Below are 23,557 nucleotides of genomic sequence, written 5' to 3' on the forward strand. Positions count from 1 at the left end.
GGAAAATACGAGGGCAGCCGCTAAGGCACCTTTAAACGCTCAAAATCAGCGTCAAGGGAGCGGGACTTCATCTCATCTCGCGGTGCTGACGTCGCGTCCCGCACAACGCAGTCCATCAGGGCCTAGCTCGTCCTGGCAGATGCGCGACACCGGGCTGTGCCGTCCAGCGATCAGCTTTCTGCGGTCCCGATCCTTTAGCAACGTGAAATCGTCATAGACGGTGCCGGTGGGTGTCAGCGCCTGGACGTGGATCGTTCCGGCGCGATGATCGATGTCCAGCCGGTGATAGAGCTGGGTATCGGCGGCGAACCGGTCGGCAGTGCTTGGAGCCCGTGCGTTCAGCCCATACATCTTCGGCCCGGAGACCGAGACGATGTAGACCGGGCCCTGCGTCTCACCCGGCTTCGCTGCACCCGTCCTGCTAAAGCAGTGATCGTGCCCCTGAAGGACGAGGTCGACTTTGCGTGCCTCGAAGATCGGCACCAGCACGCGCTTGAATGCCTCAGTGTCGTTCGGCCGCGCGCAGGTGAAAACAGGCTGGTGCATCGATACGATTGCAAAGCGGTCGCCGCGCGATTTCAGCACCTGATCAAGCCACGTGGCCTGCGCGGCAACGGTGCCGTGTTCCAGTGCGGAGGTTCCGTCGAGCGCGACCAGCCGAACGCCTTGATAGTCGATATAATAGGTCGTCGCGCTCAGGCCCGGGGCACCATTGCCCGGCAGATCGAATTGCGCCGACCAATGCGGGCCGAGAGCGTGCACCGGCGCGCCGTCTGCACCCTTCTCCTCACGATATTCGTGATTTCCGGCAACCGGCATCTGCGGCACGGAGCCGAGCACCGGACCGCTCGCCATCGACCATTCACCCCAGTCATCATCGTGCCGGTTCTCCTTGCCCTGTGCGACGAGATCGCCGGCGTGCAAGACGAGCGCAACGTTCGGCGTCGCCGCATAGGCGGCGCGGAGCACCCGCGCGCCTTCGCTCAGGATCCGGTTCTGGATGTCGCCGAAATAGAGCATCGTGAATGGCCGGTCGCTCGCAGCAGCGGTTCGGAATTGACGCCACTCGCTCCACCCGCCGCTGCCCCGCACCCGGTACAGATAGCGGCTGTCAGGTTGCAGGCCCGTCAGCCCGACGTGGTGGTAGCGGTCGCTGCCGTTCTGCGTAACCAGCGCGGTACTCGTGCCGCGCCAGCGGTGCGCGCGCTGCTCGCTGCCGGGGCCGTCCAGTGCCGTCGCCAGCTCCAGCTCGGCATCGCGCATGGCATCGTCCGTCCGCCAGCTGACCGACATGGCGACCGAAGGATCGGACGCCGGAGTCAGGACGATCCGGTCGGGCCACGGCGTGGACTGGAACCGCACATGGGGGAGGGTGTCCGCCGAAGCATCGGCCACTCCCCCTCGACCGGGGCTGGCTTGTGCCGCGGCGATGCCACCGACCAGCAGCACCCCCAGCATTGCGGCGCGCGCGCGCCTCACATCGACACCCGCGCGCCGAACAGGAAGCGGCGGCCGAAGCTCTCGCGTTCATAGGGGCGGTCTTCCCGACCGAAATATCGGATGCCCGGCTCGTTGGTGAGGTTGTTGGCGTCCACACTCAGCGAAACCTGCCGGGTTAGCTGGTAGCGCGCGGAGAGATCGAGGCGGCTGGTCGGCTCCCAATACAGATCGCCGGTCGGTCCGTCGCTGATCTCGTCGAGCCAGCCGCTGCGATGCTGCCAGCTCAGGCGTACCGACGCGCCGTATTTCTCGTAGAAGCCCGTCAGCCCGAACAGGCGCTTCGAGGTGCCGGGAAAGCTTAGCTCGCGTGATGCGACGCTCGTGCCCGCAGGCGTCCGGAAACTGCCCCCCAGGAAGGTCGCGTTAGCCTCCATGCCCAAACCCGACAGCGGGCCGGGGAGGAAGGTGAACGGTTGGATATAATTGAACTCGACGCCGTACAGCTTGCCCTTTTCGCCGTTGGACATCGCCGAATAATTGTACCGCGAACGATCGAGGCCGGCGCCGTCGAAGCGGTCGTCGCCAACCGTCCGGGTTGCCGAATAGAGAACGTCCTTTACGCGTCGATAGAAGCCGTTGGCCGAAAGGATGGACGACTTGCCGAAATACCATTCCAGCGAGCTGTCGAATCCACTGGCCTGCTCGGGCTTGAGGAACGGATTGCCTCCCGACACGGTAGTGTTGACGTCGTTGATCGTCGTGGTCGCGCTCAGATCCGTGAAATTGGGCCGCGACGAACCGGTGATAAACGAAGCACGCGCCTTGAGCGTCGAGCTGAGGTCCACGTTCAAATGGAGGCTCGGAAACACGAAGGTGTAGTCATTGTCGAAGCGGATCGGCGCGACCGTACCAGCATTCAGCAGCAGACCGTTCGAGCGATTGCGGGTCTTTTCGACGCGTACGCCCGCCAGCAGATTGACGTTGTCCCAGGTCCAGCTGTTCTCGACATAGCCAGCGACGATGCGCTCGTTGATCCTGAACGCGCCGAGCGGATCGAACTTAGGCGAAGCATAATTCCCGCCTGCCGCATTTGCAGCGCTGATCGCGGCGAAAACTGCACGCGCCTGGTCGCCCAGTGCATGGTTGTCGATGAAATTGAAGGTGAACCCACGATCGAAAGCGGTGTTGACGGCGTTGCGCGTGATGGTCGACTGCGGATTCCACGCGACGCCGAGTGAAGCCGCAAGGACGCGCGGGTTTACCACCTGACCGATGGTGCCGTTGGGCAGCGTGTTCGAATAGCTGCCGGTCGCCATGAAGCGTCGATCGTTGAACTGACCGCCGAAGCGCAGCACCGCGTCGGCGCCGAAACTCGACCAGCGATAAAGCCCGTTGAACTTGCCGAGGTAATCCTTCGTCTTCTGTGTCGATCCGGAGATCGAGATGCGATCCTCATTGAAGGCATATTGGTCGAGCGCGCTCCTGACGCCGCCCGTGGAGTCGTAAAGCGTGACAGTAGGTAGATTGTTCTTCCCGACCGCATAGCCGAGCGACACGCGCTGGGCCGCGGACTGGCGTTGCTCGACCAGCGGACCGTCCGACGATGCTTCGGTCTCGGTATACCCCGCATCCCAATGCAGCTCGAAATCGCTGCCGAACGCGTGGTCGCCGTGGAGTACGTTATAGAATGTGTTGCGCCACGAACGCCCGTCCTGGAACAGACCGCGCACCTCGACATCGTTGAGTTTGCCGTTCTTGAAGTCTCGGGTTCCCTTTCCGGCCGCCGGATAGAAAGTATATTGGTTGCGCGTCTCGTGATCGATGAACTCGGAATAGAGTGACGTCGCGGAGATGCGGTGCCCAGGGGCGGGCTCATACTGGATGGTGCCGGACAGTGAGTTCGTTTCGCGTGTCACGACATAGGTGGCGGTGCGCAACTGCGAGATGCCCAGCGCATCGTAGCGCGGTTCGGCATTGTCGGTCTGTTGCTCGAACTGGAAATGCGACCCGCCGACGACGATCCCGATCTTGTCATTGGCCCAGCTTGCGCGACCGCCGAACTGCTCCTGCGGTCCATTGCCGACAGTGACGAAGCCAAGCCCGCCCGTAGCGTCGAAATGCAGGCCCGGATTGTCGAGCGGAGCATAGGTCTTGATGTCGACGCGGCCTGCCAGCGATTCCGCCGGCATATCGGCCGTCAGAGTCTTGTTGACGACCACGGAATTGATAATCGTCGACGGAACGGAGTCGAACCGGAAGACGCGGTCGCCCGCGCCCAGCACGTCGACACCGTTGAACGCCACCGTCGTCCACCGCGCAGGCGCGCCGCGCACCTGGATATAGCGTTCCTGACCCTGATCCCGCTGCACGGCGACCCCGGGAAGGCGGGACAGGGCTGCGGCCGCGGTCTGGTCGGGAAAACGCCCGATCGTGTCGGCGGCGATCACGCTGACGACGTTGGACGCGGCGCGCTGTTCGGCGAGCGAACGGCCGATGCTGTCCTTGATGGGATTGGCGGTGATGACGATTTCTTCGGCACCCGGCGTCTGCAGCTCGTCATCGGCGCTGCGCCCTGCGGCCAAAGGGGAAGGCGCACTCGCCTGAAGCGTGACGGTGCGGCCGTCATAGGACGATATGACGACGCCGCTTCCCGCGAGCAGCCGTTCCAGCGCCACGCGGGCGTCATAGCTGCCGCGAACCGCTCCGCCCTGGCGTCCGGCGAGAATATCGTCGGCGGCGAGTACCTGCATACCCGACTGTTGACCAAAGCTGTTAAGTGCCTCCCGCAGTGGCTGCGGCCCGATATTGAAGCCCAGCGATCGCGCATCTGCCGGCGTAGCAGAGATCGTAATACAGGCAGCCGCCGCCAAGAGCATGGCACGCGATGCAACATAACTAGGCATTCAAAATTCCCCCGTGCGTTTATCCGACACAGTGAGGATGCTTGAATTCTAAATTTCCGCCGCTTTTCTTGTTTCAGTTTAGTGACAAAGAAGAACGTCTACCTTGATAAGGTTATTGTATTGCCTTCCTGCATCACCCTTGCACCTGTGACTGTCGAAGCGGCCTGGGCAAAGGCGGGCACCTCGTTGCTCTTGAAGCGCCCTGTCAGCCTGACGCGGGCGAGTTCGGGATCGGCGATAATGATGCGCATCGATCCGTAACGATTGAAGCGGGCGGCTGCATCGGCCAGCGTTTCGGCATCAAGGATGATCAGGCCGTCGCGCCACGACAACAGCCGCGTGACGGCTGCTGCATCGAGCGTCTCCGGCTTAGGAGTCGCATCCGCCCATGTTGAGCCATCGCGCGCGAAGCGGAGGCGTTCGCCCTCCTGCACGCGTGTGCGCCGCTGGTCGTCCCCACGCCATACCTCGACAACGCCCTCGCTAACGATCACCTCGATGCCGTCGTCCAGGTCCGAGACGGCAAAGGCAGTGCCGACCGCGCGAACCTGGACGTCTCGTGCCGAGACAAGGAATGGCCGCGCCGGGTTGGGCAAAACGTCGAACCAGGCTTCCCCTTCCTTGATCACGACGCGCCGTTCCGCATCGGACATATCGGTTACCAGCGCGCTGCGACTACCGATCGTTGCGATCGATCCGTCCTCCAACGCGACGCGCCGGACCTCCCCGATGCCGCTGCCATATCGCGCGGTGCGCAGCAGCGGGAGCAGGGCTACGCCGCCGATGACGCTGGCGGCCAGCGCTCCGGCGCCGACGAGTAGATTACGACGGGTAGGCGTCTTGTTGACGTGCGCCGCTATCTCACTCGGCGGGCCAGGGAAGAGCGCGATTGCTGTCGCTATAGGCTGGTTGATAGCAGATCGTAGCGGCAAGGCGCGCTCCAGCGCGCGCATGCCGGCCTGAGCACGAACGAACGCGCCTCGGTGGCGCGTGTCGGCATTCAGCCATTGCTCGAGGTAAATAGCGTCAGCCTGAGCAAGCCTGTCTTCGGCCACGCGAACGACCCACTCGCTGGCCTGCCGGTCGATATCATTTCCAGCGTCGGGCATCGGGTTCCAGATGTTCATTCGCGTGGCGCCTTGCAGGGCTGGTCCAGGCTTTGAGAACAAGCCTCAGCCCCTGCGCGGTACGTTTTTCCACGACATTCTCGGTGACGTCCAGTCGCCTGGCGACGGACCGCTGCGAAAGATTCTCGATCTTGCGCAGGACGAAGACTTGCCGACATATCGCCGGCAGATCGTTGATGATGGCATGAAGGCGTTGATACTCGCGCTTGCCTGCGGTCACATCTTCGGGCGAAGGTGCCTCATCGATTGCTTCGAAACCATCAAGATCGGCCAGGTGCAGGATATGGACGACCTGCTGGCGACGAACATGCTCACGCAGGAGATTACGCACGGTGGTGAAGAAGTAGGAACGGGGATCGGTCACAGATTGGTAGTCGGGCAACTGCGACAGGCGGCAATAGGCTTCCTGGATGAGATCGTCCTCTTCCAACCCTGCCGGAAGACGGCGGAGCCAGCCCCGGACACCAGCCTCGTGAGGTATGATGCAAACCGCAAGCCAGTCTATGACATCGGCGTGGCGGGAGCATCCATGAGTATGTGCCATCGAGAACCGCCTAGCGGCGCACCGTGAAACTAATGTGGCACTGCTTTGGTATGGATGAGCATAAGGCCTGAACGAACTTCCGGTGCTGGCGAGGAGGCGAGGCGCTCTGAGCGACCACTTTTGGGTCTTGGGAGCCCACACGCACGACTTGGCTAAGGCTTACAGTCCACCGAACAGAGTGAAGCATTCACGCTCGAGCGGGACTTAAACCACCTCCTTGCCCAAGCCCGCGACCAAAGCGTCGAACACAGTACGGAATCGTGCGCTGGTTTTCAGGTCTTCGTGCATGACGATCCAGAGTGGCAGGCGCAGTGCGATCGCGGGAAGAACCCGAACCAGCGCCCGGTCGCGCTGCGCGATCGCGGACTGGCACAGGCCGATGCCGAATCCGGCGCGAATGGCGGCAAGTTGGGCAAGGTTGCTGTCAGTCCTGAGCGCGAAGCCTTGCCGATCGAGCGGTGACAATTGCTCGGCCATCGCGCGCAGCGCCGGCGTTTCGGCATCGTACCCGATAAGATCATGCGCGGAGAGGTCTGCCATGCTCGCCGGCGTCCCGCGCTGCTCGAGATAGCTGCGGTGCGCGTGGAAACCGATCTCGACCGGAGCCAGCCGGCGCGCGAGCAGCGCGGTCTGCTTCGGCTCGGTCATGCGAACGGCAATATCCGCCTCGCGAGCGAGCAGATCATCGACACGGTCCGACAGCATCAGCTCGATGACAAGCGCCGGATGGTCGCGCCGCAGCCGCGCCAGGATCGGCGGCAGATGTTCGACGCCGACGACGTCGCTGGCGCTGATCCGAACCGTGCCGGCGACGCTGCCGAGCGTTCCGCTCGCGGTGCGCAGTAGCGCGGCCGCCGTGGTGGCCATAATCTGCGCGTGCGATCGAAGTGAGTGGGCAAGGTCAGTCGGATCCAGCCCGCGCTGAGAGCGCACGAACAGGTCGGCGCCCAGCGCCGCCTCCAGAGCATCGACATGGCGAGCAACGGTCGGCTGCGTCAGTCCGAGGCTGCGAGCAGCTGCCGATAGCGACCCCTCGTTGAGGACCGCCAGTAAAGTCCGGTATAGGGCCCAATCAGGATCGCCGTTCATCGATAAACGTATAGCAGGCCAACGATCTTCGGCAATTTTCGAGTTTCCCGCCGCCGAGTACCTGTGTTCCACAAGAACGGAGACAGACGATGACCCAGCAGATCACGGTATTTGGATATGGCGCAGTCGGGCAGCCGATCGTTGGCCAGCTCGTGGCACGAGGCGACCGCGTTCGCGTCGCTACCCGCCGACGGCCAGCGAACCTCCCGGTGGGCGTCGAGCATATGATTTGCGACGTGCTCAATGCCGGCGACGTCCGCGCTGCGCTCGAGGGTGCCGCGCAGGCGGTGTTGGCAGTGGGTTTCGCCTACGACGCGCGGCTATGGCGCACCGTGTGGCCGCAGACGATGACGAACATCGTCGAGGGCTGCGCTGCGGCGGGTACGCGACTGGTGTTCATCGACAACCTCTACCAGCTCGGCCCGCAGACGGCGCCGCGCACGGAGGATATGCCGATGACCACGGTCGGCGAGAAACCGGTGATCCTGGCCGAGGTAGCGCGCATCTGGCAGGCGGCGCCCGGGCGCGTGCGCGTGGCGGCGCTCCGCTGCACCGATTTCTACGGCCCTGGCGTTGCGGTGTCGCATCTCGGGGCACTCGCCATCGGCGAAGTCGCGAAAGGAAAGCCCGCGCAGCTTTTGGTCCCTGCCGATACGCCGCACGACTTCGCCTACGTGCCCGATATCGCACGCGCGGCGGTGATCCTGCTGGATGCACCGGACGCAGATTTCGGTCAGATATGGAACATGCCCTGTGCGCCCACCCGCACGCCGCGTGCGCTACTGGCGATGGCGGCCGCCACGCTCGGCGGCAAGCTGCGGGTCTGGAGTGTGCCGCTGGCCTTGCTCCGTCCGCTGGGTGTGTTCTACCGCTTCGCCAAAGAAGTTGCCGATGTCGGCTTCACTTGGGATCGCCCCTATGTGATCGATGGCGGGAAGTTCGCTCGCCGCTTCGGTTTCACCGTGACACCGTTCGAGATCGGCGTGCCGGCGACCGTGCGCGCGTTTGCGGACGGTCGATGACTGGGCGACGGGCGTTAGGAACGAGGCGAATGGTGACTATGCCCGACTGGATAATGGCAAGCGCAGGAGTCGCGCTATGTGCTGCAGCCGCCAACGCGGCCGCTCCGCAAGCGGCAGCCGGATTGGAGCCCGTCCAGATGCTGACGCAAACGCCGGTCGCTTCCCCGGCCGATCACCCGTTTAGAGGCACGATTGCGCTGGACGTGGACGCGCGCGATGTGGCGCACAGGATATTCGTGGTGCACGAACGCGTGCCGGTGCAGCGTGCGGGCGCGATGACCTTGCTCTACCCGCGCTGGGAGGCGGCAAGCCACGGGCCGAGCCTCACCGTCAGCGAGCTCGCCGGACTGGACGTGTCGGCAAACGGGCGACCGCTTGCGTGGCGGCGGGATGTGATCGAACCGCACGCCTTTCACCTCGACGTTCCCGAGGGCACACGGACGATCGACGTGCGCTTCCAGATCGTCGCGGACGACGATCGCCTCTCCGCGGACGTGGTGGCCATCGCATGGCAGCACCTCCTGCTGTACCCGGCCGGCTGGTATGCGCGCAACATCGCGGTAGCGCCGTCGGTCCTGCTGCCGACCGGGCTGAAGGCATTGACGTCGCTCGACGTCACCCCTGCCGAGGACGACAGGGTCCGCTTCAAGACGGTCACTTTGGAGCAACTGCTCGACGCACCGGTTCTCGCCGGACGTTACACCGCACGCGTGCCGCTCGCGAAGGACGGCGCAGGCGCTGTAACGTTCAACCTGACCGCGACCCGACCCGACGATCTCGCGATCCCTGCCGAGCGCATCGACGATTTGGGTCGGATGGTGACGCAGGCGCGCGCGGTGTTCGGCACGCCGCCATTCGGCCGCTATGAGGTGCTGGCGCGGATGAGCGACGACGGCTCCTCGGGCGGTACCGAGCATCGGGCGTCGGCCGAGATCGGCATGGCGTCGTCTTACTTCCGTGACTGGGCCGGACAGCTCAACAATCGCGACATCGTCGCGCACGAGTTCGTCCACGCCTGGAACGGGCTCTACCGCGTGCCGGCCGACCTGTGGGCGCCGACGCCCAACGTTCCTCAGAGCGGCAGCCTACTCTGGATGTACGAGGGGCAGACCGAGTTCTGGGCGCGCGTACTTGCCGCGCGCGCCGGGCTGCGGAGCCGCGGCGAGACGCTCGACAAGCTCGCGCTCGACGCGGCCGAGGTCGCCAACCGCCCGGGGCGGGCGTGGCGGCCATTGTCGGACGACGTCAACTACCCGTCGTTCATGCTCCACCAGTCGGTTCCCTGGCGCGACTGGCAGCGGCGCAAGGATTATTATCTCGAAGGCGTGATGCTGTGGCTCGACGTTGATTCCATGCTGCGCGAGCAATCCCAGGGGCGGCGTGGTGTCGACGATTTCGCGCACAACTTCTTCGCTGGCGCCGAAGCGCAGAGTCCTGCCCGCACCTACACTTTCAGCGATCTCTGCGCTGCCTTGTACCGGGTCGCACCGTTCGACTGGGCCGGCTTCCTGAATCGCTGGATCGACGGACATGGGAAGATGGACACCTCCGAAGGGCTCGAGCGGCTGGGATGGAAGCTCACCTATACCGCCGAGCCGACTCCGACATTCGAGCAGAACGAGCAGGAAGTCGCCGGTGCGGACCTCTCATACTCGATCGGGCTGACGGTCGCAGATGACGGCAGGGTCCGCTCGGTCGCGTGGGCGGGACCGGCGTTCCGCGCGGGCATGGCCCCAGGGGTTCGCATCACGGCGATCGCGGGCGCGCCCTACACGCGCGGTGCGCTCCAAGACGCCGTGCGCAAGACGGTCACGACTCCGGTGGCGCTCACCTGGGAGCAGGACGGGCGCTCCCTGACACGGACGATCGATTATCGGGGGGGACTGCGATACCCGCGCCTGGAGCGCATCGCGGCGCGTGCGGATGGGCTGGCATCCTTGCTCACCGCGCGATGAGCAACGCCTTCTTCCGCATCTCTTGAAGGGTGTGAGAACACCGGCGGTCCAACTGAAGCCGTCTAGTGTGACATACGAGTTTCTAGATCGGCCGCGAATGGTTTGGGCGCCCCGTAGCGTCGAGTTTGCGCAGAGATCGAGCTTGTGACTATCCGGGAACCAGCGAACCTATCGCAGGTTGCTCTGTGTACGAGGCGTCGCGATTTTGCGGGAAGGTATCCGGTGGCACAGGAAGTCGAACTGAAGTTGGTATTGGACGCCGCGGCGGCCGATGCCTTTGCTGGGGCCGACCTGGTCGATGGCCCGGCGAACACGCGGCAAATGCACGCGGTTTATTTTGACACACCTGATCTGGCCCTTTCGCAGGGCGGCGTCTCGTTGCGCATCCGCCAGTCCGGCGATGCGCGGACGCAGACGATCAAGGTCGCGGATGCGAAGGCGGCGGGCCTCTTCGCGCGGTCCGAATGGGAAATGGGGGTGGCCGACATGACTCCGATCGTCGACGACCGGACCCCCATTCCGACGCTGCTCGGCGACGAGGCCGGCACCGTCGCTCCGATCTTCACCGTCGCGGTCGAGCGCCTGACGTGGATGGTCGACAGCGGCGAGGCGTCGATCGAACTGGTGTTGGATCGTGGTTACGTTGCCGCGGGTGACCGCCAGTCGCCGGTCTGCGAGCTCGAGCTGGAGTTAAAACAGGGAGAGCCTGCTGCCTTGTTTGCGCTGGCCAAGACAATAGGGGCGCATTTTCCGGTCCGCCTCGGCGTCGTGACCAAGTCCGAGCGCGGCTACGACCTGCTTCGTCCCGTATCCAAGGCGTTCAAGGCGGATCGGGTCGCGCTGAGCCGGACCGCATCCGCAGCGGACGCTTTCGAGGCAGTCGCCGGCTCGTGCATACGTCAGTACCGCCTGAACGAAACCATCCTGCTCGACCAAGCCGACGCCGAGGCACTGCATCAGGCGCGCGTGTCGTTGCGCCGGCTGCGGTCCGGATTTTCGATCTTCAAATCCCTACTCGATGGCAACGAGGTGCCGCATTTCCAGAACGAATTGCGCTGGCTGGGCTCGGTGTTTGGCGAAGCGCGCGACCTAGACCTGTTGCTGGCGAAGGCGAAGCCCGGCACCTCCGTAGTCGAGGAGCTCAACCGGGCTCGCTATGCTGCCTATGCCGCGGTCGACGCCGCGCTGGGCTCGGACCGGGTTCGCGCCCTGATGCTCGATCTGACGGAGTGGCTGGCATGCGGGGCGTGGCGCACCGCGCCATCGACACGCGATGCTCGAGACGCGTCGGCGAGGCAGTTCGCGGCGGAGACGCTGCACTCGCTGCGTCGGCGCGTCAGCAAGCGTGGGCGGTCGCTTCCCACACAGACGGACGAGGGACGGCACGAAGTCCGCAAGACCGCCAAACGGCTCCGCTATGGCGCGGAGTTTCTCGGTTCCGTTTTCCTGGGCAAGAAGCGCGCACGTCGCTACCAAAAATTCGTGGGGGTGCTGGAGAAGCTGCAGGATCAGCTCGGCGCACTGAACGATATGGCGACGGTGCCGACGGTTCTGGACCGGTTGGGCCTGCGTGACGAGCCTGGCGCGAAGAGGCTGCTGGCGCATCGGAAAAAATCGAAGCTCATCGACGCCGCGGCCGAGGCGTATGACGATCTCCACGATCGCAAGACCTTCTGGGACTAGGGGCGGGGATCAGCCCCCGGCAAGCGGGACGAGTGTCGTGCTGATCGTCTGATCGTCTGATCACTCATGGTAAGTTCGATGATGATGCGGCTACGCCACTGGCGGGGATAGGAACTACGCTCGCGCTGGTCGGCGGGCATGTTCTAGCTGGTGAACTGGCGACCGCGTTTGTCACACAGGGTTAAGATGCGCGCCGTAGCGCCCGCCTATGAAAAATCGAACCTTAAGGCTGTGGTCCCAGAGCATGGTGGCGCGACTGATGATACCCGTCGCCATCATGTTGGGATTGGTGTGCCTTCTGGGCCTGATCGGACACGGTACCAGAGGACGTGTTCAGACTGCGCGCGACGCGGCGAATGCCGGCCAGATCGTTCGGATTAGCCTGATCGAGGTGCGGTCGATCAGCCGCTCGTTGCAACGCGACGCGCTAAATCTGTTGCTCGAACGCAATCCTCGCGAGCTCGCGATCATCCACGGGAAATTCGCGAAACGGTCAATCCAGATGCGGACGCAGCTTGGCCAACTGGTTCGGAGCGCCAGCGCGGGGCTGAGTGCACGGAGTCCATATATAGATAGTCAGACAATCGTATTACGTCAGTTGGCGATCATGGCCGACGACGCCACGAAGCATCGCCAGAGTCGGGCGTGGACCGTCTTTCGCGATGACGTCCGTCCCAACGAGCGGATGGCATCCAAGATCGCCGATACCCTCATCGCTGGACAGGAAGTCGAGGTCGAGCGTCTGTTCCGCACCGCCCATGATCTGGAGAAGCAGGAAGTAGCGATCAGTATCGCGGCGGGCATTATCCTGTTTTCTCTAGCCGCATACGGCACGGTGCTGATCATCCAGAGAACCATCGTTCGCCCGTTGCTGGACATCGAGCACACGTTGGCGGTGATCGCCGGAGGTGATGCAGAAGGCCGCACACCGCACGGGGAACGACACGATGAGATAGGCCGGATGTCGCGAGCGATCGAGGTCTTTCGTGCCTCGGTAGTGGCGCGCGGGCGGTTGGAAGCTGATAATGGCCGGCAGCGCTTGGCAGAGATTCAGCGCGAACGTCAGGTTGAAGATGCGCGGCGTACGGCACAGATAGCCGAGGCTGAACGTGACCGTATCGTCCGGCAGGCCGCAACCACGTTGGAAGGAGAGATAGCGAATGTCCTTGCCGAACTTCGCGGAGCGGCCGGACAATTGTCCACGACATCGGGAGAACTCGAGGATCATTCGACCGACGCAACCCGCGAACTGAATAGTGTTAGCGTAGCCGTTAGGCGAGCTATCGATGGGGCGACGGATATCGCTGCGGCAACGAATCAGTTTACGGGCGCGATCAGTCAGTCCAGCCAGAGTACACGTTTGTCTGCCGATCTCAGCGCAAGGGCTGCGGACTGCGCGGCCCGGCTCGCACAAGATATGACGGACGTCCAGAATGACTCCCGTGCAATTGGTGCAATCGTCGGAGTTATCACGAGTATTGCCGCACGAACCAAGCTGCTCGCGTTGAACGCCGCCATGGAGGCGGCCCGCGTCGGCGAAGCCGGAAAGGGCTTTGCAGTCGTTGCCGACGCAGTGAAATCGTTGGCCGCGCAAACCGCGGAAGCTACAGGTGAAATTGCCGAGCAGATAGCTGGCATGCAACGCGGCACCGGGGCAGCCTACGCCGGCCTGTTGCATATCCGCGCTATGGTCGAGGAGATGGCTCGCGGCACCGATGATCTCGCTTCGAGCATTGGCGAACAGGCGCAGAGCGGTCAGGTCATCAGCCGTAATGTGGATGGAACCGCTACAGACCTGGACCTGATCGGGCGTCTGGTGACAGATGTATCCGTCGCGACACAGAGCACTACGGGGATGGCAGCTAAGGTCCGCATGGACTCACGGTTGGTCGAAGACGGCGCATCGTCAATCGACGCCGCCCTGTTGCGCTTCTTTGGGAAGTTGCACGTAACTTGAGCCTACGCGCCGTCGTTCCGGAGCATCGAACAGGCGCGGCTTAGCGTAGACCGCTGCCCTCCAAAGCAAGGACCGCAGCCCGCATTGCTACAATCCATCGGTTAGTAGCTTGAGTACCGCGTTGACCTTCGGAGCAAGCTGTCGACTTCTCCGCCATACAGACGAAGCAGAAGGCCGACGGTTGCCAGTTCCGGAAGGATCTTGACGAGTTCACCATTATCGAGGTCGTCCTTGATCAACCACGTCGCAAGTTGGGCTATGCCGAACCCTGTTCTTACCGCTCCAACCTGAGCTTCTGCACTTCAAAGGACGATCCGGCTTCGCATCGGGCGCTCCTCGACCCGCCCGCTCTCGCGGGCAAACCGCCAGTTGATAGTGCTGCCCAAGTCCATTGTGGAATTATTGTCCGGCTATGCACGAATTCATGCCGCACGACGCACGTTTTTGTCGCGCGTAGAGAGAGCGCCGTTCAGGAGCTTTGCCAATGTCGTCACCCAGCCAATCGATCCAAGCCGCACCGCCCGGCGCCACGCCCGCGGGGCATGGCCTCGCCGTGCTACTGCTGGCGATATCCGCGTTCGTGATCGTTACCACCGAGTTCATAATCGTCGGGCTGTTGCCGAGCCTCGCGCGAGACCTTGGAATCTCGATCACGGTTGCTGGACAACTCGTGACGCTGTTCGCGTTCACCGTGATGCTTGCAGGGCCGTTCCTGACTGCGATGCTGTCGCATTTCGAACGTAAGCGTCTATTCGTCGTTATCCTCGTGATTTTCGCCGCCGCCAACGCGCTCGCGGCGGCCGCTCCGGACATCTGGGTGCTCGGCCTGGCGCGGTTCCTGCCCGCGCTGGCCCTGCCAGTGTTCTGGGGCACGGCGAGCGAGACCGCGGGTGAACTGGCTGGCCCTGAGAAAGCGGGCAAGGCCGTCGCCAACGTCTATCTCGGCATCTCCGGCGCGATGGTGCTCGGCATTCCGCTCGGCACGCTCGCGTCGACCGCGTTCGGCTGGCGCGGGACGTTCTGGCGCCTGTCCGGGCTGTCGCTGCTGATGGCTGTGCTGCTGCTGGTGGTCATGCCGACGCTGGCGAGACCGGCACGCGTTAAACTGGCCGAGCAGGCGCGGATACTGAAGGACCCGTATTTCCTCGGGAACGTCGTGCTGTCGGTGATCGTCTTCACCGCGATGTTCACCGCCTACACCTATCTCGCCGACACCCTCGAGCAGATGGCGCATATCCCGGCGAGTCAGGTCGGTTGGTGGCTGATGGGCTTCGGGATCGTCGGGCTCGCGGGTAACTGGCTGGGCGGGCAGTTCGTCGGTCGGGGCCCATTGCTGGTGACGGCGATCACGTCGCTGGTGCTGGCGATCGGGATGGCCGCGACGACTCTGATCGTGGGCTCGCCTGTCTGGCTCGTGGTCGCGCTGGGGGTCTGGGGCATCGCCAACACCGCGCTATATCCGATCTGTCAGGTGCGCGTGATGCAGTCGGCGAGCCACGCGCAGGCGCTGGCCGGGACGCTCAACGTGTCGATGGCCAATGCCGGGATCGGTCTCGGCGCGATCATCGGCGGGTCGGTGATCCAACACATGGGCCTCGGCGCGGTCGGGTATGTCGCTGCCGCGATCGCGCTCCTCGCGGTGCTGGTCACGCCGGTGGTGAACCGGTTGAAGGTCCGGAGCGCCGGCTGATGGACACGCTGGCCCCAGACCTGGCGGGACATGCCGCCCATGCGCGCGTGTTCCAGCCCGGGCGGCTGACACTGGGCTTCATCGCCCCGCTCGAAGCCTATCCAAACGCGCCGTGGCCGACGCTCGCGGATCATGCGGCGCTGGCGCGGAAAGTCGATGCGCTCGACTTCGCTGCGATCTGGCTGCGCGACGTGCCGTTCTACGATCCGGGCTTCGGCGATGTCGGGCAGGTCCTCGATCCGATGGTCTATGCCGGCTGGCTCGCCGCGCAGACCACGCGCATCGCGATCGGTACGGCAGGGATCGTCCTGCCGCTTCGCGACCCGCTGATCGTCGCCAAGCAGGCGGCCAGTGTCGACCAGCTGTTGGGTGGGCGGTTCCTGCTCGGCCTCTCGACCGGCGACCGTCCGTCCGAGTTCGCGGCCTTCGACAGCGATCTCGGCAACCGTGCCGATCGCTACCGCGATGCGATCGGCGTCATTCGCGCGGCGACCGAACAGTCGTTCGCCCGCCATGCGTCGCGCCACTACGGCACGCTCGACGGTACCATCGACATGGTGCCCAAGCCTGTCGGACCGCGGCTGCCGATCCTCGCGATCGGGCGAGCGGGACAGACGCTGGAATGGCTCGGCGAGAACACCGACGGCTGGATATGGCATCTGAGCGATCCTCAGCGTTTGCCCGACGTACTCGCGCGGTGGCGGACGGCTACGGCCGGCGGGGCGTACAAGCCCTATGGCTATGGCGCGATGTTCGACCTGCTCGCCGATCCCGACGCACCTATGGCATACGCTGCCGGCGGTATCCGCAGCGGCCGTAACGCGCTGATCGAACTCTGGAAACGCCAGCGTGACGAGGGCGTCGCGCACGTCGCGCTCAACCCCAAGCCATCCCGGCGCCCGTTCGCGGACGTCGCCGACGAACTCGCAACGCATGTCCTGCCGCATTTCCCGACGGACGCGCGTTGAACCCCCCTTGCTGACAGGATCTCCCCCATGCCCAAAGTCTCGACCACGACCAACTACGCGACGCGCGACGACAGCATAGCCATCAACAGCTACACGACGGTGTTGCGCCGTCCCCGCGTGTCGCACGACGTGTTCGCGACCTATTGGCGCGACGTCCACGGCCCGTTGTGCTCGCGCATCCCGGGTCTCGGCTGGTACGTCCAGAACCACCTGAACCGCGAGCAGGACGCGCATCTCTGGCCAGCGATCGCCGGCATCGCGCCGTTCGACGACTATGAACTCGACGGCGGCGTCGAGATCGGCTTCGCCTCGAAGGCCGACCAGGATGTGTTCAATGCGGCGAGCCACATCCTGTTCGCCGACGAGCAGAACATGTTCGCCGCCACCATCGCCTATGCGCTGCCCAACGGATCGCGCACGCTGGTCGACCGTATCGCCGACCCGATCCCCAATGGCGACGACGGCTTCGACCGCATGCACGTCCACTTCGGCGCGGCGGATAGCGACGCCGCGACGTTCGCGACGTTCATGACTGAGTTCGCCGAGACGCTGGCCGGCGACCCCGCGGTGCTGAAACTGCGGCTGCACCTGCCGGACCGGTACGACAACGCCGAGCCTGCGCCGCCAGCGCCCAACGTCGATCACCTCGTACCTGACGAGCGCGCGTTGATCGCGGTCGTGGAACTGGCGTTCGAAAGCCCGCTGACGCGTCGCGCGTTCTTCGAGTCCGACACCTTCACGGCAACGCGGGCCGCACAAAAGGCGCACGTCGCGCATGTTTCGGCATTCGCGGTCAGCGGCGTCTACACCTACGTCCGCGACAAGCATCTGACCACCGCAGGCTTGCGCGGGAGCCGTCAGGCCCAGCTGATCGAGCGGCTCGGCGCCAACAACCAGGTCGCCGCCGACGTGCGTGAGTTGATGCGGACGGGCTCGGTCGGCTAGCGGGCTTCGCGGCTACACGCTCTGCCGTTCAATCTGCCGCTATCGGAACCAATCCGTCGTCGTTTCATGGAGTTATAGGGGGGAGGCTTCCTACATGAACGAACGTCCGAACATCGGTGGCGGGGAACTGGCTTGGAATGACGGGGAGTGGTTCCAGCGGGCCATTCGCCGCGAGTGTCGTCGAAAGCACGACCTTCTAGCAGGCCAAGGAGATAGTCGCTCATGCTCAAGCAGCAAACTGGCGACCAAACATTGTCAGTTCTCGCAAGCTGACGGGAGGACGCCGAAAGCGGGTCGAAATCGGCGAATCTTCAAGTGCACCCATGCTGAACGCACGTCAGTCCAGAGTGACCGCGGGTTCCTGAACAGCCGATCGCCGCCTTCGCGAATAATGCCGAGCCTATGCTCGCGCGCTTCATCCAGCTCTTGGGGGTTCCTTGAGGTCCGGAAAAGCGGCCGACCGCGCCGCTTAAAAGCAGGGCACGCGGTCGGCAGGTTCAGGCGATCATGAAAACTGTATGCCGCCATCAATCATCACCGACTGGCCCGTCATATAGTCGCTGTCGGGGGACGCCATGTATGAGACCAGCTTCGCCACGTCCTCAGGCACAGAAACCCGGCCCATCAGGATCGCTTCCGAATATTTCTTGAGCGCTTCGCCGCGCGGAATGCCTTCCTCGGCTGAGAGCTTTTCATCGATCAGGTCCCACATTCCGGTACCGACAATGCCTGGGCAGTAGGCATTCACGGTGATCTTGTGCTTTGCCCATTCCATAGCCGCCGCCTGGGTCAGGCCGCGTACCGCGAATTTGGACGCCGAGTAATGTGCGAGCATCGCAAACGGCCTGAACGCGACAATCGACGCGGCACCGATAATCTTGCCACCCTTGCCTTGCTTGATCATCTGCTTGGCAGCGGTCGTGTAGGACAGGAAAGCGCCGCGGGCGTTGATGCCCATCACCAGGTCCCATTCCGCCGGGTCCATCTCCAGCAACGGCGTAACGCGCGCGATGCCTGCATTGGCGACCATGACGTTCAGTTCGCCCTGGTCCGCCACGACCTTGTCGACCATGGCCGTAACCTGCTCAGGCACCGACACGTCCGCCAGAACGGTGGTGATCTTGCGGCCCGAAGCGCGCAGTTCCTCCGCAGTCGCCTCCAGCGTGTCGGAATTGGCGGGAATGTCGTTGAGGGCGACATCATGGCCGTCAGCGGCCAGTCGCACAGCGATCGCCTTGCCGATGCCCTGTGCGGAACCCGTGACGAGCGCGACAGAATTGGTGACCTGCGTGACCATGCGAAATCCTCTTGGTTATGATGTCCGACTAGAGATGGCTGTGCGCAGGCGGCGTGGTAAGGCATCGGTTTTATCGTTCCGATGCGTTTTGGAGATCAAATATCAAACTGCACCACGTGCGCTATTTTGATGCCGTCGCCCGTCATGCAAGCCTGCACGGCGCGGCACGTTCGCTGGGGATCGCACAGTCCGCGATCAGTCGAAGTCTCCGCGAACTTGAACAGCATCTGGGCGTCACGCTTTTCGAACGCGGCCGTAATGGTGCAACACTAACCGAGGCGGGGTCGCGTTTCTGGCTGCGCGCCAAGCGCATCCAGAATGAAGTGAGGCGTAGCGAGGATGAAGCGGCGCAGGATCAGGGCGTGCAGAAAGGCAGTGTCGTTATCGGTATGTCGGCCAGTGCGCAGATCCTGTTCATTCCCCGGATCATCGGGCGATTTCGCGAGCGATGGCCGCTGGTGCGACTGACGATCCTGGATGGCCTTGCCGAAGATTTTGAGATGCGTCTGCTTGATGGCACGCTGGATTACTTCGTCGGCGCCGGCGGCGACGAAGGTCTGCATGCTAGTCTCGCGGCGGATACGGTCCTGGAGATACCGCGCATCATCGTGACCCGACGCGAGAGTCGTTGGCGGAACGCCAGTAGGTTGAGCGACCTTATCGATGCGTCCTGGGTCCAGGCGGGTTTCGCCGGCGCCGAAGCGGACCATCTGGATACCGTCTTTGCCGCAAACGGCCTTGTGGCTCCGACGCCAATATCGATCGCGCCATCGATGCTGACCACCCTCCTGCTCCTTGAGGCCGCAGATGCGGTGTCTCTCGTTCCGTCCGTTTGGACAGAACGGTGGCCTGCTGCCGATGCATTTGCTCGTCTACCGATCGTAGATCCGCTGGGCATGATACGTCTGTCTTGCGTGCGGCGGCACAGCCTGCCGCTGACGCCAGCGTCGCAGTATCTGCTTGATCTGTTGTTGGAAGCTTTCTGAATGGAAACGGCGGCGGCAGACCGGCGAAGCCGCAAACATGAACGACCGGCTGAGTTACTGCTATGCTCGACGCATTAGCCATTTGTATTTGCTGATGCCTGTTCAGCTGGTCGGACTGGAAGGAACTGTGGCGTCGAACCGCGTTTTACCGGGTAGAGATTGTACGAGGCTGAGATCGCCGTCGTGGCCGCGGAAGATCTGCCGGGCGAGCGCCAGACCCACACCCGTGCCTTCTGTCTTGGTGGTGAAGAAGGGGCGGAAGATGTCGGCTTGGCTTGCAGCTGGAATACCAGGGCCGGCGTCGGTCATCGTGAACCGGGTTTGGCCGACAAGGGCGGAGATGGTGAGCGTGACCCGCGCATCGGGCGAACCGTGCAACGCCTCGGCTGCGTTCTGCAACACCGCCCAGAGCGCTGCAGTCAATTGATCCGGGTCGGCCAGCAGATAGGCCGGTGCATCCAGGAGATCGGTCGTAAACGCGATCGTCGGCCATCGCGTCGTAAACAGCGCCGCCAGATCGCTGACGAATCCAGCGAGAGGGATTCGTTCCGTCGAGGGGGCGGGCAGCCTCGCCAATGCACGGTAGCTTTCGCCGAAACGGTGCAGGCTGGCGGCACGGCGCGCAACGGTCTCGACCGCGTCGCGCACCTTGGGCAGCATCGGGTCCGGATCGTCGAGCATCGCCACCGCGGTCTGGGCTAACGAGGCGATCGGGGTGAGGGCGTTGACGATCTCGTGGCTCAAGACCTGGACGAGTTCGCGCAATGCGGCAGCCTCGGCGGCCTTCAGTTCGGCGTCGATGTCGATCAGCGCCCCGATCCGCGTCATCCGCCCTGCGAGCGCGAGGTCGCCGGTGGCGAGCGCGAAACTCCGGATGTCGCTGTCAGGCCCGATCTCGATGGTGGTGGTGCGTCCTGGGCGGGTGTCCGCGAGCGCGGTAACGAGTCCCTCAGGCGGATCGGCGACGAGGTCGCCTGCGCCGAGCAATCGCCGCGCGGCACGGTTGACGGCGCGCAACCGGCCGTCGTCGAGCGCGACCAAAGGCGCAGGCGACAAATCAAGATACGCGTTCAGGCGCCGCCGCTCCTCTTCTCCGGCAGAAGCGGCCGGGATTGGTGGCGCTGGCGTTGGCGAGCGCTGACCAGCGTCGACCAGGTCGAGTGCGGCGATCCAGATCGCGATCATCGCGGCGAGCAGTGCGGTGGCGTACAGACCGCGTGTGGCTGCAACCGCACCACCGGCACCGGCTGCTGCTATCACCAGCGCGCGTACCGCCGCGCGCGTCCGGTCAGAGGCCATAGCGCGCCATCCGCCGGTAGAGCGCCGCGCGGGTCAATCCGAGCTGAGCGGCGGCGCGGCTGACGTTGAAGGCGTGGCGTTCGAGCGCTGCGGTGATCAGCGTTTCCTCGTTCCGCGCGAGCGACAGGTCGGGTGCGAACAATTGCGGCTCGATGGCGCCGGGCGAAAGCAGGAGGTCGCCGATCGCGTGGGTCTCGCCATTGCCGAGCAGCACCGCACGTTCCATCGTCTGACGCAAGCCGCGGACGTTGTCGGGCCAGCGATCCGCCGCGATCGCCTGCATTGCGTCTGCGTCGAGTGGTCTGAGCGGCTTGGCGTGGCGGTAGGCGAACAACGCGAGGAAATGGCGTGCGAGCAGCACCGCATCGCCCGCGCGATCAACGAGCGGAGGGAGGGCGATTTCGATCGTTCCGACCCGGTCAAGCAGGTCTTCGCCGATCGCCCCTCGAACGCCGGTGCGATCCAGTCGCGTGGTCGCGATGACCCGGATGCCATCAAGCGCAGACAGTAGAACGCCGTTGAACGCACGAGGCAGTCGGTCGATATGGTCGATCACCAGCAACCCGCCAGCGGCCGCTGCCGTTCGCTCGGCGATGACGGCGGCGTCCGCAGTCTCGGCGTCCAAGGTGACGAACGGTAGGCCGGCGTGTGGCGAGGCCTGATGGATCAGCCGGGCGATCAGCGTCTTGCCGGTGCCCGCGGCGCCGTGGATCAGGATCGGCGCTGCGGTGGGTGCGACGCGAGCGATCAGGTCGCGCGCGCGCGCGATCCCGGCACTTTCGCCGAGCAGGATGCTGTCGTGAACGGGCGGGGTCGCCGCGCTTTCCAGTTTTGCGCGGCGAAGTGCAAGCCCGCGTTCGACCGTGGTCAGTAGGCGTTCGTTGTTCCAGGGCTTGATCACGAAATCGGTTGCGCCGTTGCGCATCGCCCGGACGGCGACCGCGATCCCGCTATGCCCAGTGACGACGATCACGACCGCGCGCGCGTCCGCCGCGATCAGCCGGTCGAGCATCGCGAAACCCTCCTCGCCGGTGGTCCGGCCGCGCGCGAAATTGAGGTCAAGCAGGATGACGTCGACCCGTTCGCTCGCGAGCAGCACCCAGGCCACCTCCGGGTTCGCTGCGGTCGACACGCGCATACCGTGCCGCTCGAGCAACAGCCGCGCCGCCTTGGCGATGTCGGGATCGTCGTCGATGACCAGAATATGCGATTCGGTTGACATGGCCGTCATAGTGTCCGGAAACGGACAGTTGGTACAGTCGCAATGGCCGTCCCGCCAACTTCGCCTATAAACTCGTTGTCTAACAGTCGCTTAGGTTTGCGGTGTTCGATCCCGTACACTGTCCGCATGACAGAGACGACCCTGCCAGGAACGGGCGCCGCGATGGACCGGCGTATCGAGCGGCCGCACGCCAAGCGGCGCAAGCGGATCGTGCGCGGTGCGCTTGCGCTCGTGGCGGTGGCTGCGGCGGTGCTGCTGTGGCTGCTGATGCCCGGCGCCAATGCGCTGACGGTTGATGCCGCCGCGATCCGTACCGGCAATGTCGTGCGCGCACCGTTCCGTGACTTCGTGCCGCTCCGCGCGGAGGTCGCACCCTTGCGCACCGTGTTCGTGACCGCGATCTCGGGCGGGCAGGTCGCGGAACTGGCCGCGAGCGACGGCGCGATGGTCGCGGCCGGCACCCCGCTCGCTCGTTTGTCCAATCCGTCGCTTGAACTCGACGTCGCCAGCCGTTCCGCCGAGATCGTCGGGCAGTTGAGCGCGATCAGCGGTCAGCGGCTGTCGGTCCAGAATACGCGGCTGGATGGCGCGCGCGATCTGGCCGAGGCCCGCAACGCGCTGTCCAAGGCGCGCACTCTGCTCGCGCAGAAGCAGGTGCTGTACGACAAGGGCATCATCACGCGTGCCGCGATCGATCCGGTGCGCGAGGATGTCGGCTATCAGCAGGCGCGTGTGTCTGCGCTCGATCGTGGGACTGCCGAGGCAGGGGCGACGCTCGCCGACCAGTCATCGGGGATCGCCGCGACCGCACAACAGTTGCGCGAGAGCCTCGCGATGGTCCGGGCGAGCCTGTCCGCACTGGTGCTGCGCGCGCCCGTCGCGGGGCGGCTCACCGCCTTCGCGCTCCAGCCCGGGCAGACGCTCAAGGCTGGCGATCCGGTCGGCCAGATCGACTCCGAAGGACAGTGGAAGCTGACCGCGGATGTCGATCAATTCTATCTCGGCCGCGTTCGGTCCGGGTTGGCGGCGATGGCGGATATCGATGGGCGCAGCTATCCGATGTCGGTCATCAAGATCCTGCCGCAGGTCACCCAGGGCCGGTTTCGCGTCGAACTCGGTTTTCGCGGTACCGTGCCCGCGGGGCTGAACCGCGGCCAGACACTCGACGTGCGGCTCGTGCTCGGCGCGGACCGGCCTGCGATCGTGGCACCGTCAGGGGGCTGGCTCGATGCCGGCGGCACCACGGCGTTCGTACTCGATGGCCCCGGCGATAGCGGCGCGAAGGCCGTCAGGCGCGCAATCGTCACCGGCCGCCGCAATCCCGATCAGGTCGAGATCGTCTCCGGCCTCGCCCCCGGCGAGCGGATCGTGACGACCGCGCTCGGCACCTACACCCCCTTCCAGACCCTCCTCATCCGATAGGATTCGAT

17 protein-coding genes are annotated in these 23,557 nt (G+C 64.4%); 9 read left to right on the top strand and 8 right to left on the bottom strand.

What is annotated here, in order from left to right; translation table 11 throughout:
* Positions 1-72 precede the first annotated feature (72 nt).
* From AC1MLZ_RS13200 to AC1MLZ_RS13220, 5 genes are all read right to left on the bottom strand, one after another.
* On the bottom strand, positions 73-1,479 hold the full coding sequence (locus AC1MLZ_RS13200; protein ID WP_480958865.1) for a purple acid phosphatase family protein: 1,407 nt from the start codon (positions 1,477-1,479) through the stop codon (positions 73-75).
* A complete protein-coding gene (locus AC1MLZ_RS13205) occupies positions 1,476-4,343 on the bottom strand; it encodes a TonB-dependent receptor (protein WP_480958866.1) in 2,868 nt (955 codons plus the stop codon). Before AC1MLZ_RS13205 ends, AC1MLZ_RS13200 begins: the two co-directional genes overlap by 4 nt.
* A gap of 98 nt (positions 4,344-4,441) precedes the next feature.
* Complete coding sequence (locus tag AC1MLZ_RS13210) at positions 4,442-5,470, bottom strand: FecR family protein (RefSeq protein WP_480958867.1); 1,029 nt, start codon at positions 5,468-5,470, stop codon at positions 4,442-4,444.
* Positions 5,433-6,014 carry an RNA polymerase sigma factor gene (locus AC1MLZ_RS13215; protein ID WP_480958868.1) on the bottom strand — a complete coding sequence of 194 codons (582 nt, stop codon included), beginning with the start codon at positions 6,012-6,014 and terminating at the stop codon, positions 5,433-5,435. Before AC1MLZ_RS13215 ends, AC1MLZ_RS13210 begins: the two co-directional genes overlap by 38 nt.
* Before the next feature lie 204 nt (positions 6,015-6,218).
* Complete coding sequence (locus AC1MLZ_RS13220; RefSeq protein ID WP_480958869.1) at positions 6,219-7,103, bottom strand: LysR family transcriptional regulator; 885 nt, start codon at positions 7,101-7,103, stop codon at positions 6,219-6,221.
* An 89-nt stretch (positions 7,104-7,192) separates the two neighbouring features.
* Between AC1MLZ_RS13220 and AC1MLZ_RS13225 the strand changes: the two genes are divergently transcribed.
* The 7 genes from AC1MLZ_RS13225 (at position 7,193) to AC1MLZ_RS13255 (ending at position 17,323) form a co-directional block, all read left to right on the top strand.
* Positions 7,193-8,125, top strand: coding sequence for an NAD-dependent epimerase/dehydratase family protein (locus tag AC1MLZ_RS13225; protein ID WP_480958870.1), 933 nt, complete (start codon positions 7,193-7,195; stop codon positions 8,123-8,125).
* Positions 8,126-8,154: 29 nt separating this feature from the next.
* On the top strand, positions 8,155-10,080 hold the full coding sequence (locus AC1MLZ_RS13230) for a M61 family metallopeptidase (RefSeq protein ID WP_480958871.1): 1,926 nt from the start codon (positions 8,155-8,157) through the stop codon (positions 10,078-10,080).
* A gap of 222 nt (positions 10,081-10,302) precedes the next feature.
* Positions 10,303-11,763, top strand: a complete 1,461-nt coding sequence (locus AC1MLZ_RS13235; RefSeq protein ID WP_480958872.1) for a CYTH and CHAD domain-containing protein — start codon at positions 10,303-10,305, stop codon at positions 11,761-11,763.
* Between the two features lie 244 nt (positions 11,764-12,007).
* Positions 12,008-13,720: a methyl-accepting chemotaxis protein gene (locus AC1MLZ_RS13240; protein WP_480958873.1), complete on the top strand. Its 1,713-nt coding sequence runs from the start codon at positions 12,008-12,010 to the stop codon at positions 13,718-13,720.
* Positions 13,721-14,204: 484 nt separating this feature from the next.
* Positions 14,205-15,410: an MFS transporter gene (locus tag AC1MLZ_RS13245; RefSeq protein WP_480958874.1), complete on the top strand. Its 1,206-nt coding sequence runs from the start codon at positions 14,205-14,207 to the stop codon at positions 15,408-15,410.
* Positions 15,410-16,378: a TIGR03571 family LLM class oxidoreductase gene (locus AC1MLZ_RS13250; protein WP_480958875.1), complete on the top strand. Its 969-nt coding sequence runs from the start codon at positions 15,410-15,412 to the stop codon at positions 16,376-16,378. Before AC1MLZ_RS13245 ends, AC1MLZ_RS13250 begins: the two co-directional genes overlap by 1 nt.
* A gap of 27 nt (positions 16,379-16,405) precedes the next feature.
* Positions 16,406-17,323 carry an EthD domain-containing protein gene (locus AC1MLZ_RS13255; protein ID WP_480958876.1) on the top strand — a complete coding sequence of 306 codons (918 nt, stop codon included), beginning with the start codon at positions 16,406-16,408 and terminating at the stop codon, positions 17,321-17,323.
* A 505-nt stretch (positions 17,324-17,828) separates the two neighbouring features.
* Here AC1MLZ_RS13255 and AC1MLZ_RS13260 read toward each other — a convergent pair.
* A complete protein-coding gene (locus tag AC1MLZ_RS13260) occupies positions 17,829-18,620 on the bottom strand; it encodes an SDR family NAD(P)-dependent oxidoreductase (RefSeq protein WP_480958877.1) in 792 nt (263 codons plus the stop codon).
* 116 nt (positions 18,621-18,736) lie between these two features.
* Here AC1MLZ_RS13260 and AC1MLZ_RS13265 point away from each other — a divergent pair, with 116 nt between their 5' ends.
* A complete protein-coding gene (locus AC1MLZ_RS13265) occupies positions 18,737-19,606 on the top strand; it encodes a LysR family transcriptional regulator (protein ID WP_480958878.1) in 870 nt (289 codons plus the stop codon).
* Between the two features lie 102 nt (positions 19,607-19,708).
* Here AC1MLZ_RS13265 and AC1MLZ_RS13270 read toward each other — a convergent pair whose 3' ends face one another.
* Positions 19,709-20,905: a sensor histidine kinase gene (locus AC1MLZ_RS13270; RefSeq protein ID WP_480958879.1), complete on the bottom strand. Its 1,197-nt coding sequence runs from the start codon at positions 20,903-20,905 to the stop codon at positions 19,709-19,711.
* Positions 20,895-22,136, bottom strand: coding sequence for a sigma-54-dependent transcriptional regulator (locus AC1MLZ_RS13275; protein ID WP_480958880.1), 1,242 nt, complete (start codon positions 22,134-22,136; stop codon positions 20,895-20,897). Before AC1MLZ_RS13275 ends, AC1MLZ_RS13270 begins: the two co-directional genes overlap by 11 nt.
* A gap of 117 nt (positions 22,137-22,253) precedes the next feature.
* On the opposite strand from AC1MLZ_RS13275, the gene AC1MLZ_RS13280 reads away from it, so the two are divergent.
* Positions 22,254-23,549 carry an efflux RND transporter periplasmic adaptor subunit gene (locus tag AC1MLZ_RS13280; RefSeq protein WP_480958881.1) on the top strand — a complete coding sequence of 432 codons (1,296 nt, stop codon included), beginning with the start codon at positions 22,254-22,256 and terminating at the stop codon, positions 23,547-23,549.
* The last annotated feature ends 8 nt before the right edge of the window (positions 23,550-23,557 follow it).

This window comes from Sphingomonas sp. PEI4, from assembly GCF_056679955.1.

Bases quoted from the DNA above. Each gene is read 5' to 3' on its own strand.
- AC1MLZ_RS13280 (WP_480958881.1), top strand. From the start codon at position 22,254: ATGACAGAGACGACCCTGCCAGGAACGGGCGCCGCGATGGACCGGCGT.
- AC1MLZ_RS13215 (WP_480958868.1), bottom strand. From the start codon at position 6,014: ATGGCACATACTCATGGATGCTCCCGCCACGCCGATGTCATAGACTGG.
- AC1MLZ_RS13250 (WP_480958875.1), top strand. From the start codon at position 15,410: ATGGACACGCTGGCCCCAGACCTGGCGGGACATGCCGCCCATGCGCGC.
- AC1MLZ_RS13255 (WP_480958876.1), top strand. From the start codon at position 16,406: ATGCCCAAAGTCTCGACCACGACCAACTACGCGACGCGCGACGACAGC.
- AC1MLZ_RS13245 (WP_480958874.1), top strand. From the start codon at position 14,205: ATGTCGTCACCCAGCCAATCGATCCAAGCCGCACCGCCCGGCGCCACG.
- AC1MLZ_RS13240 (WP_480958873.1), top strand. From the start codon at position 12,008: ATGGTGGCGCGACTGATGATACCCGTCGCCATCATGTTGGGATTGGTG.
- AC1MLZ_RS13270 (WP_480958879.1), bottom strand. From the start codon at position 20,905: ATGGCCTCTGACCGGACGCGCGCGGCGGTACGCGCGCTGGTGATAGCA.
- AC1MLZ_RS13210 (WP_480958867.1), bottom strand. From the start codon at position 5,470: ATGAACATCTGGAACCCGATGCCCGACGCTGGAAATGATATCGACCGG.
- AC1MLZ_RS13220 (WP_480958869.1), bottom strand. From the start codon at position 7,103: ATGAACGGCGATCCTGATTGGGCCCTATACCGGACTTTACTGGCGGTC.
- AC1MLZ_RS13205 (WP_480958866.1), bottom strand. From the start codon at position 4,343: ATGCCTAGTTATGTTGCATCGCGTGCCATGCTCTTGGCGGCGGCTGCC.
- AC1MLZ_RS13225 (WP_480958870.1), top strand. From the start codon at position 7,193: ATGACCCAGCAGATCACGGTATTTGGATATGGCGCAGTCGGGCAGCCG.
- AC1MLZ_RS13275 (WP_480958880.1), bottom strand. From the start codon at position 22,136: ATGACGGCCATGTCAACCGAATCGCATATTCTGGTCATCGACGACGAT.
- AC1MLZ_RS13260 (WP_480958877.1), bottom strand. From the start codon at position 18,620: ATGGTCACGCAGGTCACCAATTCTGTCGCGCTCGTCACGGGTTCCGCA.
- AC1MLZ_RS13230 (WP_480958871.1), top strand. From the start codon at position 8,155: ATGGTGACTATGCCCGACTGGATAATGGCAAGCGCAGGAGTCGCGCTA.